Origin of the sequence: Paenarthrobacter sp. AR 02 (genome assembly GCF_021538675.1) — a bacterium.
Classification (GTDB): Bacteria; Actinomycetota; Actinomycetes; order Actinomycetales; family Micrococcaceae; genus Arthrobacter.
In genome coordinates, this window is sequence record NZ_JAJUKH010000004.1 from 154,332 (window position 1) to 170,095 (window position 15,764).

At 62.5% G+C, this 15,764-nt stretch carries 8 protein-coding genes; 1 reads left to right on the top strand and 7 read right to left on the bottom strand.

The features are described 5' to 3' along the window. Positions 1-40: 40 nt before the first annotated feature. The 5 genes from LRQ04_RS11400 to LRQ04_RS11420 all read right to left on the bottom strand — a co-directional run bounded on the left by LRQ04_RS11400 (position 41) and on the right by LRQ04_RS11420 (position 6,270). Positions 41-820, bottom strand: coding sequence for an SDR family oxidoreductase (locus LRQ04_RS11400; RefSeq protein WP_235520272.1), 780 nt, complete (start codon positions 818-820; stop codon positions 41-43). A gap of 122 nt (positions 821-942) precedes the next feature. Next, positions 943-2,784, bottom strand: a complete 1,842-nt coding sequence (locus tag LRQ04_RS11405) for an IucA/IucC family siderophore biosynthesis protein (protein ID WP_235520273.1) — start codon at positions 2,782-2,784, stop codon at positions 943-945. Next, positions 2,781-3,371: a GNAT family N-acetyltransferase gene (locus LRQ04_RS11410; RefSeq protein WP_235520274.1), complete on the bottom strand. Its 591-nt coding sequence runs from the start codon at positions 3,369-3,371 to the stop codon at positions 2,781-2,783. The genes LRQ04_RS11405 and LRQ04_RS11410 overlap by 4 nt, the downstream gene beginning before the upstream one ends. Then, complete coding sequence (locus LRQ04_RS11415) at positions 3,368-4,711, bottom strand: lysine N(6)-hydroxylase/L-ornithine N(5)-oxygenase family protein (RefSeq protein ID WP_235520275.1); 1,344 nt, start codon at positions 4,709-4,711, stop codon at positions 3,368-3,370. Before LRQ04_RS11415 ends, LRQ04_RS11410 begins: the two co-directional genes overlap by 4 nt. Beyond that, complete coding sequence (locus tag LRQ04_RS11420) at positions 4,708-6,270, bottom strand: aspartate aminotransferase family protein (RefSeq protein WP_235520276.1); 1,563 nt, start codon at positions 6,268-6,270, stop codon at positions 4,708-4,710. Before LRQ04_RS11420 ends, LRQ04_RS11415 begins: the two co-directional genes overlap by 4 nt. Positions 6,271-6,546: 276 nt before the next feature. Here LRQ04_RS11420 and LRQ04_RS11425 point away from each other — a divergent pair, with 276 nt between their 5' ends. Beyond that, a complete protein-coding gene (locus LRQ04_RS11425) occupies positions 6,547-6,912 on the top strand; it encodes a hypothetical protein (RefSeq protein ID WP_235520277.1) in 366 nt (121 codons plus the stop codon). A 41-nt stretch (positions 6,913-6,953) separates the two neighbouring features. On the opposite strand, the gene LRQ04_RS11430 is transcribed toward LRQ04_RS11425, so the two are convergent. After that, on the bottom strand, positions 6,954-7,382 hold the full coding sequence (locus tag LRQ04_RS11430; RefSeq protein WP_235520278.1) for a hypothetical protein: 429 nt from the start codon (positions 7,380-7,382) through the stop codon (positions 6,954-6,956). 90 nt (positions 7,383-7,472) lie between these two features. After that, on the bottom strand, positions 7,473-15,557 hold the full coding sequence (locus LRQ04_RS11435) for a DUF11 domain-containing protein (RefSeq protein WP_235520279.1): 8,085 nt from the start codon (positions 15,555-15,557) through the stop codon (positions 7,473-7,475). Between the last annotated feature and the right edge of the window lie 207 nt (positions 15,558-15,764).

Genomic DNA, 15,764 nt, shown 5'->3' on the forward strand with positions numbered 1-15,764 from the left:
AAACTGTTCCTGCGCCTGGACGCCACACCGGTGGCAGCGCCTAAACCTTGAGCGGCCTCCGCGGCGGTCCCGAGGTGAGCTTTGCTGGAAGAATGCGGGCGAAGAAGCTGACCACTTTATAGCGTTTGGTGGGGATGGAAACGCCTTTGCCCTTTGCGTTGTCCTCCAGCCCCGCCCGAACCACGCGTTCTGCGGTCAGCCACAAGAACCGTGGAGCCACGGACTTGTCCATCCCCATGCGATCGTGGAATTCAGTGTGCGTGAAACCCGGGCACACCGCAGTCACCTGGACACCGGACTTGGCGTAGGCCAGGTTTGCCCAGCGGCTGAACGTGACCTGCCAGGCCTTCGCGGCGGAGTAGGTACCACGGTTAGCGAACGCGGCAACGCTGGCAACGTTGATGATCCTGCCCCTTCCGCGAGGCAACATCACCTCCAAGGCAGCGTGGCACAACTCCATGGGCGTCTGGACATGCAGCCTCAGATGCCGGCGTTCTTCATCCAAATCGTTGCGCTCGAACGACTTCAGTAGCCCGCGTCCGGCGTTGTTCACCAGCACGTCCACGGGCCTTTCGGCATCCCTGAGACGGTCCGCTACTACCGAAACGCCGACGTCGGTTGTCAGGTCTGCGGGCAGGACCTCCGCCGAGATACTGAAGTCGCGTTCGAGCTCCGCGGCTTTGTCCTTCAGGCGCTGCTCGTCACGGGCCACCAGCACCAGGTGGTGCCCCGATTCGGCGAGTTGGCGGGCGAATTCAGCACCGATTCCCGCCGTCGCACCGGTAACCAGGGCGGTGAGTTCATTGGCTCGAGTCGTCATGGGCCAAGACTAGCCGCCCGCACGCCGAGGGGTTAGCTCCCACCCCCTTGCCCACGCCGAGGGGTTAGCTCCCACCCCTTTGGGCGCCGCGAAAGTGCCGAGAGCTAACCCCTCGCGGGGTGTCAGGCGAACTTCGCCAAGGGGTTGGCCAGGCGCCCCGCCATCTGCAGCCCGCCCGATGGATCCGAGATGTCCAGCATTTGCTGGTTGTTCCGCAGCTGAAGCCGATTGAGGCATGACAGTTCGAAGTCCGGAGCAAACAGATCGTGCATGGCGAACTGGTCCGCGAGCTCCGGGTGACGCTCCTGGTACTCCTTCACGACAGTTGCGGCAGTGCCCCAGAACCCGTCCTCGCCCAGCGTCCCGTCCTCCACAAGGATTGCTCCCAGGAAGCGGAAGATGCAGTCGAAAACATCGGTGAATATGGCCAGGACCATTTCCTCGGCCGGGATTTCGGCCTTGATGCGCGAAACCTCTTCCGGCAGTTCCAGCCGGTCCCCCATCACCACGATTTCCTCGGCAATGTCCTTCATGATCGCCCGTACCGGCACACCGTCCTCAAGGATCAGGATGACGTTTTCGCCGTGCGGCATGAACGCGAGTTCGTACTGGTAGAGGCAGTGAAGCAGCGGCACAAGATACGCCTCGAAGTAGCGGCGCAGCCACTCGGTGGGAGCCAGCCCAGATCGCGCAATGAGGGCGGAAACCATGGACTGGCCCGTGCCATCAACGTGCAGCAGCGACGCCATAGTGGCCAACTGCTGCCCGTCCTTGAGCAACGGCAGTGGACTTTCCCTCCACAGGGCCGAGAGCATCTTGCGGTAAGGCGAACCCTTGGCCGAAGCAGCCTCGTAATAGTGGTTGTGATAGCCGATGGCCGCTGTTTCACGGATCATGGCCAGGCCCCGGTTCTGGAGCTCCTGGTCATTGCCGATCAGTTCCTGCAGCCAATCGTTGATGGCAGGTGTTGCCTTCATGTATTGCGGTGACAAACCACGCATGAAGCCCATGTTCAGCACGGACATGGCCGTTTTGACGTAGGCCTTCTCTGGGTGGTCGGTATTGAAGAACGTCCGGATGGACTGCTGTGCCTGGTAGGAATCCTCACCGGTGCCAAGGTTCACGATGTGGCGCTGGGCGATTTCTGCCGCGAACGTCACGGTGAGCTTGTTGTCCCACTGCCATGGGTGGACGGGCATGAGGAGGTAGTCCTCCGGATCCAGCCCTGACGCGGAAAGCTCCGCGTTGAACCAAGCCAACGTGGCCGGCCCGAGTTCAGCTTCGAAGTGCGTGCGGTAATCCAGCCCGGCGCTCGAGGTAAATACTGCCTTGCTGCGATGCACGGCGATCCACTGCAGCTTCACAGTGGCGCCGGTTTCCGGCGCGAACGCATGGTAGTCCGCGATCCCGAATCCCAGCCGGCCATTGTTGGCCACGAAGCAGGGGTGACCCTCAGTCATGCTGTGCTCGATGGCTTGGAAGTCAAGGGCACGATACGCGCCTCCGCTGACGCCTGCCGCCAGTTGCGCGGAGGAGAACGGCTTGCCTTGCTTGTACGCGTGGCTGGCCAGCGTGCTGCTGATTTCCTCGAGGTAAACGGGCAACATTTCCTGGCGGATGGCGAGTGCTTCGTGGAATTCGGCGATGAAGTCCAAGGCGTCCACCCCAAGCTCCTGGCCATCCCGCAACCGAACGATGGAGTCCGCGACAACAGACCAGTGCTCCAGCTGCAGGACGCGCGCCCGGAAGCGGTACTCCACGGTGTCGTCGTCGCTCACCACCTTGTACAGGCCGACGTCGGCGCCTTCCTCCCGGATCAACTCCGGGACCAGAATCCGTTCGTGTGAAAACTCGGCAATCGCCTTGCGGACCACGTGCCGGTTGGCAATGGCCCAGCGCTCGGGCGTCAGGTGGGACACCGAGGCAGCGGCCGCGGTGGTCACGTTATCGGCAGTGGTGGTCACAGGGATTCTCCTCTGGTTGGCGCGGCAGTCGCGGCCAGGATCGGGGTCAGGGTTGCGAGGAAATCCTCGCGGGTGCAGAAGCTCAGGAGCCCCATTTTGTGGTCTTCGGCAGGATCGACGGCGGGCAGCCTCACCACGCCGTGTGGCCTGAAGCCCACCTTTTCGTTGAGCACGTGGATCTTGTGGTTCCGGGCGTCAGGCTCGACGACGACCCGCTGGGTTGCAGGGTCATCGAACAGTTCCGTCATGACGGACTGCATAACGGCGGTGGTGTAGCCCGGCTGCGGTTCCCGGCTGGGTGGGGACACGAGCAGGTGCATTCCGACGTCGCCGGCTTGGACTTCGTAGGCGTCCGCCAAAGGCGACGATTCCGGGCGGTACCGTTCCATCAGGAAGGCGGGGGCGCCGTCGTCGAGCCCTAAGAACGCCTGGTGGTGGTCCGATCCGGCTATTCGCGAGTACTCCTCCACTACGTCCTGTTCGGTGGCCGACACCATGCCCCAAAAGCGGGCGTACTCCTGGCTGACCCAGCTGTGGAGGACAGGTGCATCGGCCACGGGATCCACGGGCCGAAATGTGAAACTCATACGGTTGCTCCAGTTGTCTCCGGCAGGCTGGCCGCCACGGGAGCCGGTGCGCCAAATTGCTGGAATGCGATGCTGCGCTCGATTGGGTAGACCTCGCGACCGGTGATTTCGCGCAGAATGCAGGAGTTGCGGTAGGCGGCCATGCCCAGGTCCGGGGTGACGAAACCGTGCGTGTGGAGCTCGGCGTTCTGGACAAAGATTTCGCCGGGTTCGACGCCGGTTCCGTAGTTGCGCTCGACGTCGAAACGGCCTTTGGAGTCGCGGCGGATTCGTTCCTGGATCCCTGCCAGGAAGGCGGGTTCCTTGTAGCTGTAGCCGGTGGCGAGCACTACGGCTTCAGACTCCAGGGTGTAGTCCCGCCCGTGTTCTTCATGGTGAAGCTGGAGTGTGTGGGTGCCGGTGGAGCCGTCCCACTCGGCTGCAGTCAACGACGAGTGCGTGTGCAGCTGGGTGTCCACCATGCCGGAGAGACTCTTGGTGTAGAGGAGATCGTAGATGTCGTCAATCAGGTCCGAGTTGATGCCCTTGTACAGGTTCTTCTGGTTCTTGATCAGGTGGTCGCGCTGCTCGCCGGGGAGCGAATGGAAGTAGTCCACGTACTCCGGCGAGGTCATCTCCAGCGTGAGTTTGGTGTATTCGAGCGGGAAGAAGCGGCCGGAACGGGTTACCCAGTTGAGCTGGTAGCCGTAGACATCAATTTCCTGAAGGAGTTCGTAGTACAGCTCGGCCGCACTCTGGCCGCTGCCCACGATGGTGATGCTGCGCTTGGACTGCAACTCACTCTTCCTCGACAGGTAGTCGGCGTTGTGGAGGACCAGTCCCCCGGCGTCCACTATTCCTGCACAGGCGTCCGGGACATAGGGCGATGTGCCTGTGCCAAGGACCAGTTTCCGGGCGCGAAGCACCTCAACGCCCTGGGGACCCTGAACGGAAAGGTGGTACACGCCGTCGTCGTAGCTCACATCAAGCACATCTGTGCTAAAACGAACAGACTCCAGCTGGCCCGCCACCCACTGGCAGTACTGGTTGTACTCCGCGCGCAGGGGGTAGAAGTTCTCGCGGATATAGAAGCGGTACAAGCGTCCGGTCTGCTTCAGGAAATTCAGGAAAGAGAAAGGCGACGTCGGATCGGCGAGGGTCACGAGGTCCGCCATGAAGGGAACCTGCAGGTGTGCCGGCTCCAGCATCATGCCCGGGTGCCAGTCGAAGGAATCGCGGCGGTCCAGGAACACGCAATCGAGATCCGCCACCGGCTCGCTAAGTGCCGCCAGGCCCAGGTTGAAGGGCCCGACGCCGATACCTGCGACGTCGTAAATCCTGCCGTTGTTTGGGGTGCTCATGCGGCGGCCTCCGTGGTGTTTGCGAGGAGACTGGCGCCCGTCCTGCGAATGAGTTCGATGATTTCCTGGATGTCCTGCAGGGAGGCCTCAGCGTTGAGGAGGGTGAACTTGAGGTAGTGGCGGCCAGCCACCTTGGTGCCCGCCACCACAGCGTCACCCGAGGCGAAAATCGCTGCGCGGATCGCGGGATTGATGGCATCGGCCGCGTCTTCATAGATGACCAGACCGTTAACCACCGGGCGGTAACGGAACACCAGGGTGCTCAACTGTGGTGGAGCAGCGAGCTCGAAATCGCCGTCGTCGGCCAGCAACGTACCTACCCGGGCGGTGAGGTCGATCGCTTCATCGAAAAGCGCTCCGATGGCGTCGGCACCCATGATCCGCAAGGTCAGCCAGAGCTTGAGGGCGTCGAAGCGTCGCGTGGTCTGGATGCTCTTGTCCACTTGGTTGGGGATCTCGGCCTTGGCGGCGCTCTCAGGATTGAGGTAGTCCGCGTAGTAGGTGACGTGTCCCAGCATGGAGCCGTTGCGGACCAGCACAGCGCTGGAGCTGACCGGCTGGAAGAACGTCTTGTGGAAGTCCACCGTGACGGAGTCGGCCAGGTGGATCCCGTCCAGGAGGTGCCGGTGGCGACCCGAAACAATGAGCCCTCCCCCGTAGGCGGCGTCAACGTGCAGCCACGAATCGTAAGCGCGCACCAGTGCGGCGAGCTCGGTAAGCGGGTCAACCGAACCGAAGTCCGTGGTCCCGGCGGTGGCCACAACCGCCATCGGCACCAGCCCGGCGTCGTGCGCTTCAGCCAAAGCAGCCGCAAGGGCGGTGGGGTCCATGCGGTGGTCTTCGGCAGTGGGAATGGCAACAACGGCGTCGAAGCCCAGGCCCAGCATGGACGCGGACTTCTGGATGCTGAAGTGGCTGTCGGCAGAGGTGAAAATCCGGAGACGGTCAAGCAAGTGCGGCAGACGGGCGTCAGGGTTACCGACACGCAGGGCGGCCACCGCGTGGTTGCGCGCCATCAGAAGGGCCTGGAAGTTGGACTGGCTGCCACCCGAGGTGAACACGCCATCGGCGTCGGCGGTGAAGCCGATGCGCTCAGCGGTCCAGTCGATCAGGCGGCGCTCGATCATGGTGGCACCCGCACTCTGGTCCCAGGTGTCCATGGAGGAGTTCACTGCCGAGAGAACAGCCTCACCAACCAGCGCCGGGATGACGACCGGGCAGTTAAGGTGGGCCGCATAGCGGGCGTCGTGGAAGTAGATGGCGTCCTTGAGGTACAGCTCGTCGAGTTCCTCAAGGGCCGCTGCCGTATCAGGCAGTGGGCGTTCGAGGTCGACGGCGCCAACCTTCGCTTTCAGCTCAGCATGCCCGACGCCGGTGAACGGCTTGGCGGTCCGCTGCACTTTGGTGGAGACAGCGTTGACTCCTTGCAGAACCTGCGCGACGTAACTGGGCGAATTTCTTGCGTTGAACAGCTGGTTGGTGGCGGCGAGGGCCAGTTCCACTTTGGAGCCAAAATCCTGCTCCTGAGCGATCCGCTCTTCGACACTTGGTGACGTCACGTCAGCTTCCTTCCATTGCATTGGGGCGCTTGTTAGCAAGGCAAGCCTTACTTAGGTAAGCCTTTCCGTCAAACTTTTGTGACCTATTTCGCTTGGAAGGCGGTTTCTTGCGGTTTTTTGCCGTGCGGGTACGTCATTGACTTTGTTTGGCACCGGCCGAAGTGCACAATGTTGGCCGATTTTGTTGACGTGGAAGCGCGGAGGGATCACCATCCTGAGTGCGACCAGACGGGGTAGAGTGCAGAGAACATCAACGGCCACGGGCTGGGGGATCCCATGAAGGACCACGTTCACGAGCGCATCGGCTTCCGCGAGATTGACGAGAACGGCAAGGCCGTCACGGCGATCAGCCCGCACGCACCCGAGCCTGTTGACCCGGAGAGGTCCCGCCCATCCATCAATCCATTCGTCGTTGCGCTGTGGGTTTTGAATGTAGGCCTGGCGTGGTTCGGAGCGTGGGCGTTGACCACGGCCACCTCAGCGATCATCAGCCCGACACCCAGCCAGGAGCCCGAGTCCGCCCAACTGAACTTCCTGATGCTGTCCAACGCGCCGTATGCGCTGCTGGCTGCGGTCCTGCTCACTGCCGCCCTCCTGTTCTGGCACGCGGCGCAGTGGCAAAAGAAACGGCCGACCAGGTAACAACTACCTGATCGGCCGCCCCCCCCAATAAATGGGGCCAACTACACCACTGTGGCGCCCAAAACACACTTGATCGCGGCGGCAGGCTTGGTCACTTCGCTGCTGGTAACCCAGTCGAGGGCCTTGCCTGGCTGCGCGTCCTTGAAGGTCTGCTCGCCGCGGGCCAGAACCGCCGAGGTGGACGGATCCACCCAGCTAACGGTGATCTTCACCGCGCCCTTGGTTCCCTCGGGAGGTGTGACGGTCCCTTTGGCTGTCACCTTTCCCGGCGCGGTATCGCAGGACGTCATCGTGGTGGCCTCGATAATCCCGACGCCCGGGTTGGCAGGTTTCGCCTCACCTGTGGTGGCGGCTTGGGTTGTGGTTGACGACGGCGATGTGCCCGCTTCGTTGCTCGGGGACGACGAGCAACCAGCGAGTGCGGCCGCCGAAACCAGCAAACCCGCAATGCATGCGACTGTCTTCTTCATGGTCTGGCTTCCTGGTTCTTCTGGGTTTTATTCGTTCATGAAATGCGCGGCAACCGGGGTTGGGGCCCCGATTGCCGCGCACTTTTTGTCCTATGCCTCGGAACGCCTGCGGCGTCCAACAAGGAACAGGAACAGCCCCGCGCCAACAACCAGGAGGCTAATGGGCAACACGGTGAGGACAACTCCCGTGCTGGCCAGCGAACCTCCGGGTTGGCTCGGAACCACCGGCGGGAAGGTCACAACAACACTTGCAGGTGGTGTGGCGACAGGGGGTCCCACCGGGGGCCTACCCGATGCGGTTGCCGTGTTGGCAACTTCACCGGCGTTGATGTCGGCCTGGGTGATCGCGTACGTCGCCGTAGCTGTCACCGTTTCCCCGGGAAGCAGTGTTCCTGCCACCCCTGGCCAGGCGTAGGTCAATGCCGAGAGGCCCACCATGGGATCGTTGACAGCGACGCCGGTCAACGGCACATTCCCGGTGTTCTTGATCGTGAACTTGTAGATGATCACGTCTCCAACGTGTGTGGGGTCCCCCACCCCTGAAGCGTCGGCCGTCTTGGAGAACTCCAAGCCCGAGTTTGGCGTTAGCGGTGTGTCCGTCTCTCCCGGAGGAGGAGTAACGGGCGTTCCCGTTGGAGGCGTACCGGTGGTGGTGGCGCTGTTGGCAACATGACCAGCGTTGATGTCCGCCTGGGTAATTGCATACGTCGCCGTAGCCGTCACCGTCTGGCCCGGCAGCAACTCGCCCGGAGTACCAGGCCATGTGTACGTCAGAGCCGAGAGACCAGCCAACGGATCCGTGATGGATACCTTGGTGAGCTTCACGTTGCCGGTGTTCTTGGCCGTGAAGTTGTAGGTGATCCGATCCCCAACCTTTGACGGCGACTGAACCGCCGAAGCGTCTGCCGTCTTTGTGAAGGTCATCGCCGGAGCCGGGGTCAACGGGGTGTCCGTCTCGCCCGGAGGAGGCGTCACAGGGGGTCCGACCGGCGGAGTACCGGTGGTCGTGGCGCTGTTCGCGACATGCCCAGCGTCGATATCAGCCTGGGTGATGGCATACGTTGCCGTAGCCGTCACGGTCTCTCCGGGAAGCAGTGTTCCTGCAACGCCGGGCCAGGTGTAGGTCAGTGCCGAGAGGCCAGCCAGCGGATCCGTGATGGATACGTTGGTCAGGGTCACGTTGCCGGTGTTCTTCGCCGTGAAGTTGTAGGTGATCTTGTCGCCTGCAACAGTCGGGTTCTGAACAGCCGAGCTGTCCGCCGACTTAGTGAACTCCATGGCCGGAGCCGGGGTCAGCGGGGTGTCCGTTGTTCCCGGAGGAGGCGTTACCGGCGGACCGGTGGGCGGAGTACCTGTTGTGGTGGCAGCGTTCGCCACGTGGCCGGCGTCGATATCAGCCAGCGTGATGCTGTACGTCGCCGTCGCCGTCACCGACTGGCCCGGAAGCAACTCGCCAGGAGTGCCCGGCCAGGTGTACGCCAGGGCAGACAACCCCGACATCGGATCCGTGATGGAGACGTTCTTCAGCGTGACGTTGCCGGTATTCTTCGCGGAGAAGGCATACGAGATGACGTCGCCAACCTTGGAAGGATGCTGGACGGCTGAGGCATCAGCAGTCTTGCTGAACTCCATGGCCGGCTTCGGGGTCAACGGGGTGTCCGTGGTTCCCGGAGGAGGCGTCACCGGCGGACCGGTGGGCGGAGTGCCGGTGGTGGTCGCCGCATTGGCGACGTGACCGGCGTCGATATCAGCCTGCGTGATCGCGTACGTTGCCGTGGCCGTCACCGTCTGGCCTGGCTGCAACTCGCCCGGAGTACCGGGCCAGGTGTAGTCCAGCGCCGAAAGACCAGCCAGCGGATCCGTGATGGAGACGTTGGTGAGCTTCACGTTGCCGGAGTTCTTGGCCGTGAACGTGTAGGTGATTTTGTCGCCTGCGACAGACGGGTCCTGAACGGCTGAGGCATCTGCCATCTTGGTGAACTGCATCGCCGGAGCCGGGGTCAACGGGGTGTCCGTGGTTCCCGGAGGAGGCGTGACAGGCGGACCAACCGGCGGAGTGCCTGTAGTGGTCGCAGCGTTAACCACGTGGCCTGCGTTGATGTCAGCTTGGGTAATCGCGTAGGTTGCCGTAGCCGTCACCGTTTGGCCTGGCTGCAACTCGCCCGGAGTACCCGGCCAGCTGTACGTCAGGGCCGAGAGACCAGCCAGCGGATCCGTGATGGAAACGTTGGTGAGCTTCACATTGCCCGTGTTCTTGGCCGTGAAGTTGTAGGTGATGGTATCGCCAACAACTGCAGGGTTCTGAACGGCGGAGGCATCCGAGCTCTTGGTGAACTGCATCGCCGGAGCCGGGGTCAGCGGAGTATCCGTCGTTCCCGGCGGAGGCGTCACGGGCGGTCCAACCGGCGGAGTACCGGTGGTCGTAGCGCTGTTCGCAACATGGCCGGCTTCAATATCGGCCTGCGTGATGGCATACGTTGCCGTAGCCGTCACGGTCTGACCGGGCAGGAGTGTTCCTGCCGCTCCAGGCCAGGTGTACGTCAGAGCCGAGAGACCAGCCAGCGGGTCGGTGACCGACACGTTAGTCAGCGTGACGTTTCCCGTGTTCTTGGCCGTGAAGGTATAGACGATGCGATCGCCTACAACCGACGGGTTCTGAATACCGGAAGCGTCTGCTGTCTTGGTGAATGCCATGGCCGGAGCCGGGGTCAACGGGGTATCCGTGGTTCCCGGAGGAGGCGTGACAGGCGTCCCCGTGGGAGGCGTACCGGTGGTCGTGGCGCTGTTCGCAATATGTCCGGCGTCGATATCAGCCTGCGTAATCGCGTACGTCGCCGTAGCCGTCACCGTCTGACCGGGCAGCAACTCGCCCGGGGTACCGGGCCAGGTGTAGGTCAGTGCCGAGAGGCCAGCCAGCGGATCCGTGATGGAAACGTTGGTGAGCTTCACATTGCCGGAGTTCTTCGAAGTGAAGGTGTACGTAATGACGTCACCAACCTTGGAAGGATCCTGGACAGCCGAAGCATCGGCAGTCTTGCTGAACTCCATGGCCGGAGCCGGGGTCAACGGAGTATCCGTGGTTCCCGGCGGAGGCGTCACTGCGGGCCCCGTGGGCGGGGTTCCCGTGGTGGTCGCCGCGTTGGCAACGTGTCCGGCGTCGATGTCAGCCTGCGTGATGCTGTACGTTGCCGTAGCCGTCACCGTCTGACCGGGCAGCAACTCGCCGGGGGTACCCGGCCAGGTGTAGGTCAATGCCGAGAGGCCCGGAAGCGGGTCGTTGATGACGACACCGGTGAGCTTCACATTGCCGGAGTTCTTCGAGGTGAAGGTGTACGTAATGACGTCACCAACCTTGGAAGGATCCTGGACAGCCGAGGCATCAGCGGTCTTGCTGAACTCCATGGCCGGAGCCGGGGTCAACGGAGTATCCGTGCCAGCCGGAGGAGGCGTCACTGCGGGCCCTGTGGGCGGGGTTCCCGTGGTGGTTGCGGTGTTGGCAACATGGCCTGCATCGATGTCAGCCTGCGTGATCGCGTACGTTGCCGCAGCGCTGACCGTCTGGCCCGGAAGCAACTCGCCGGGCGTGCCCGGCCAGCTGTAGGTCAATGCCGAAAGGCCCGGAAGCGGGTCATTGATGACCACACCGGTGAGCTTCACATTGCCCGTGTTCTTCGAGGTGAACGTGTAGGTGATCTGGTCACCCACAACAGACGGATCCTGGATGGCTGAAGCGTCAGCAGTCTTGCTGAACTCCATGGCCGGAGCCGGGGTCAACGGAGTATCCGTGGTTCCCGGAGGAGGCGTGACAGGCGGACCAACCGGCGGAGTGCCTGTGGTGGTCGCGCCATTGGCGACGTGACCGGCGTCGATATCAGCCTGTGTCACTGCGTACGTTGCCGTAGCCGTCACAGTCTCGCCGGGCAGCAGCTCCCCTGGAGTTCCGGGCCAGCTGTACGTCAGTGCAGACAGGCCAGCCAGTGGATCATCAATCACCACACCGGTGAGCTTGACGTTGCCTATGTTCTTGGACGTAAACGTGTAGGTGATCTGGTCACCCACAACCGACGGCGACTGGATAGCCGAAGCATCAGCGGACTTAGTGAACTTCATCGCCGGAGCCGGAATCAACGGGGTATCCGTCGTTCCCGGAGGAGGCGTCACCGGAGGGCCAGTGGGAGGCGTTCCGGTTGTCGTAGCACTGTTGGCCACGTGACCTGCGTCGATATCAGCCTGTGTAACCGCGTATGTTGCCGTAGCCGTCACCGTCTGGCCCGGAAGCAGTTCGCCCGCAGCACCCGGCCAGGTGTAGGTCAATGCCGAGAGGCCCGGAAGCGGGTCGTTGATGACCACACCGGTGAGCTTCACATTGCCCGTGTTCTTCGAGGTGAAGGTGTACGTAATGACGTCACCAACCTGCGAAGGATCCTGGATTGCCGAAGCGTCGGCGGACTTGGTGAACGTCAAGGCAGGGCCAGGAGTCAACGGAGTGTCCGTACCGGCCGGAGGCGGGGTTACCGCGGGACCGGTGGGCGGAGTACCAGTGGTGGTAGCAACGTTTGCTACGTGACCGGCGTCGATATCAGCCTGCGTGATGGCGTACGTTGCCGTAGCCGTCACCGATTGGCCCGGAAGCAGTTCGCCCGCAGCACCTGGCCAGGTGTAGGTCAATGCCGACAGACCCGCCAAGGGATCGTTGATGACCACACCGGTGAGCTTCACGTTACCCGTGTTCTTCGAGGTGAAGGTGTAAGTGATCTTGTCACCTACAACCGACGGCGACTGGATAGCCGAAGCATCAGCAGACTTGGTCAACTCCATGGCCGGACCGGCCGTCAACGGAGTGTCCGTACCAGCCGGGGGCGGGGTTACCGCGGGACCGGTGGGCGGAGTACCAGTGGTCGTAGAAACGTTCGCTACGTGACCGGCGTCGATATCAGCCTGTGTGATGGCATACGTTGCCGTAGCCGTCACCGACTGGCCCGGAAGCAGTTCGCCCGCAGCACCCGGCCAGGTGTAGGTCAAAGCCGACAGACCCGCCAGCGGGTCATCAATGACGACGCCGGTGAGCTTCACGTTGCCCGTGTTCGTGGACGTGAACGTGTAGGTGACCTTGTCACCCACAACAGACGGGTTCTGGATTGCGGACGCGTCAGCGGACTTGCTGAACTTCATGGCCGGAGCCGGGGTCAACGGGGTATCCGTGGTTCCCGGAGGAGGCGTTACGGACGGTCCTGATGGCGGTGTGCCGGTTGTGGTTGCCGCATTGGCGACGTGACCGGCGTCGATGTCAGCCTGGGTGATGGCGTACGTTGCCGTAGCGGTCACGGTTTGGCCGGGAAGCAGCTCGCCCGGGGTTCCGGGCCAGGTGTAAACCAGCGGCGAAAGCCCAACCAAGGGGTCGTTGATGGACACGTTGGTCAACGGGACATTGCCGCTGTTCTTCGAGGTGAAGGTGTAGGTGATCACGTCGCCAACAACAGACGGATCCTGGATAGCCGAAGCATCAGCGGACTTGCTGAACTGCATGGCCGGAGTCGACGTCAGCGGCGTATCGGTGGTTCCAGGAGGAGGAGTCACCGGAGGGCCAGTGGGCGGCGTGCCCGTGGTCGTTGCAGAGTTTGCGACGTGGCCGGCCGTAATGTCGGCCTGCGTGATGGCGTACGTTGCCGTGGCCGTTACGGTCTGGCCGGGAAGCAACTCGCCGGGAGTGCCGGGCCAGGTGTAGGTCAGAGCCGACAGCCCAGCCAACGGATCGTTGATGGAGACGTTGGTCAGCGGAACGTTGCCGGTGTTCTTCGAGGTGAAGGTGTAGGTGATCTTGTCACCAACAACCGACGGCGACTGGATAGCCGAAGCGTCAGCAGTCTTGCTGAACTCCATGGCCGGAGCCGGAGTCAGCGGGGTGTCCGTACCAGCCGGGGGCGGGGTTACCGCGGGGCCCGTGGGCGGAGTACCAGTGGTAGTCGCCGTGTTGGCGACATGGCCGGCATTGATGTCGGCCTGCGTGATGGCGTACGTTGCGGTAGCTGTGACGGTCTGTCCGGGCAGGAGGGTTCCTGCGACACCAGGCCAGGTGTACGTCAAAGCAGACAAGCCAGCCAACGGGTCGTTGATGGAAACGTTGCTCAGGGACACATTGCCGCTGTTCTTCGCGGCAAAGGTGTAGGTGATCTTGTCACCCACAACCGACGGCGACTGGATGGCCGAAGCGTCAGCGGACTTGCTGAACTCCATGGCCGGAGCCGGGGTCAGCGGGGTATCGGTACCTGCAGGCGGCGGGGTAACAGGAGGACCTGTCGGAGGATTACCCGTGGTGGTGGCAAGGTTGGCCACGTGTCCGGCATCGATGTCGGCCTGCGTGATGGCATATGTAGCCATTGCGGTCACGGTTTCACCCGGCAGCAAGGTGCCAGGAGTTCCCGGCCACGTGTAGGCGAGCGGGGACAGTCCAGCCAGGGGGTCGTTGATGGTGACACCCGTCAGCGGTACGTTGCCCGTGTTCTTCGATGTGAAGGTATAGGTGATCTTGTCACCAACAACCGCCGGTGAGTTGATAGCCGAAGCGTCAGCGGACTTGGTCAATGCCAGTTCCGGTGCCGGTACGGCCGTATTAGTGAGAACACAACTGATGTCGGCGCCAGCAACCGGCACCAGGGAGTAAGCGCCATTTACGACGGCGCCGGTGGGCAAGCCTGCCTGGAGTCCGTTGGCGTCAACACAGCTGATCACCTTGCTGTAGCCGGACAGGTTGGTTCCGGACTCCGTCAGGTAGTACGTTGCACCTGCGTCAGCGACGTATTTTCCGGTAACACCCGTACCCGCAGTAACAGTGGATCCCGTACCCGACGTCGTCGCATTGGCAGTGTTGCTGACAACAGGTCCCGTCGCGGATCCGGTACGGATTTCAGTGGTGAACTGGTCCGAATCCATCAGGCGGGTGGCGTCCAGCGCCTTGCTCAGTTGCAGGCGCGGGGCCTTGACCACCAGGGTGGCATCTGCCGGAGGGTTCAGGTTGGTGACGATGTTGGCCGGACCATTGACGTAGGTGCCCTCGGCCGCAGCCGTGACGTCCACAGTGATGGTGCACGAAGCCATGGCGTCAGCCAGGTCGCCACCGGTTACGGTGAGGACGTCACTGCCTGCAACGGCGGTCCGAATAAACGGGTTGGTTCCCGCGGCTTGGACACAAGTGCCGCCAATGTTCGGCGCGTTTGCGATTTTCAGCCCGGCAGGAAGGGTATCCGTGATGGACCAGTCGGTCTTTGCCTTGACGTCATCGGTGTTTGTGACCGTGAGCGTCAACGTGGAGGTTCCACCGGGCCCAATGAGCGCGGGAGAGAACGACTTGTCCAGTTGCGGGGTAACGTCCACGATCTGGGGAAGGTCGAAAGCGACGTCGTTGCCCGAGCCACTGGTGGCTTCGTTGCGCACTTCCAGGCCCAGCGAAGGAGTCGTGCCTTGCGGGACCTGGTAGGCCCCGGACTGCAGTTTGGTGATTTCGGTGACTCCACCGTTGGTGGTGTTGGTTCCACAGGGATCCAGCCCGGTACCCAGGACAAGTGGTGTGCCGTTGACGAGGAGGCTGAATGTCTCCTTGGCATGGGCGGCGTGACAGTTGACCTGCGCAAAGTAGGCCGAAACAGCGTAGTAGTGGCCGGCAATGGCCGGGATCGTGTTGGACTTCGTGCGGAATTCTGTTCCAGCCGTGATCCTGCCGTTGCTTGCGTTGGTGTACTCAGACAGGACCTGGTTTTTGGCGGCCTCTGCTGCTGTCATTCCCTGCGCAAGGCCCAGTTTGACGGCCATGTCACGAATCTGTGCCCAGCCATCAGGCTGGTTATTGACACAGCCGGCGTCCGACGTGGGCAGTGGGGTGGATGAATTCAGGATCCACCCGTCGCACTGCCCGCCAGCTGGCGTGTACGGGGTGTCAGCCGTGTACGTTTCATTGGCCGCCTTCGCCCCGCCCGTGTAATTGAGGAGGCTGATGGCGCCGCCGGTGGCGTCTTGGTTGGAGAAGTCCTCCGTGTAGACCGGAGTTCCTGGTTGGGTAATTCCCGGCGACCCCGGGACAGTCGCCAAGGAGGGCGGGGCCAAAGCGCCACCTACCCCCAATGACATCACTGCTGTAGCGACGACAGCCGCCAGCAGTTTCTGTGGACGTGTGTGTTTCATGGGTTCTCTTGTTTTCTTTCGGTCACACGGGGCGCCGGCCCTAGGAGGGCTTCGACGTCCCGTTTGGCTACTCACCAGTAGTCCAGTACGCGCAACAGACGATTCGTGTCGCTGAAAGCCCAGGCTGTTCAGCGGGGACCCCGATACGCGGTGACCCAAACGCCTAGTGGAGGTTGCCGTCAGTTCGTGACGCGAAAAACAAAAGAA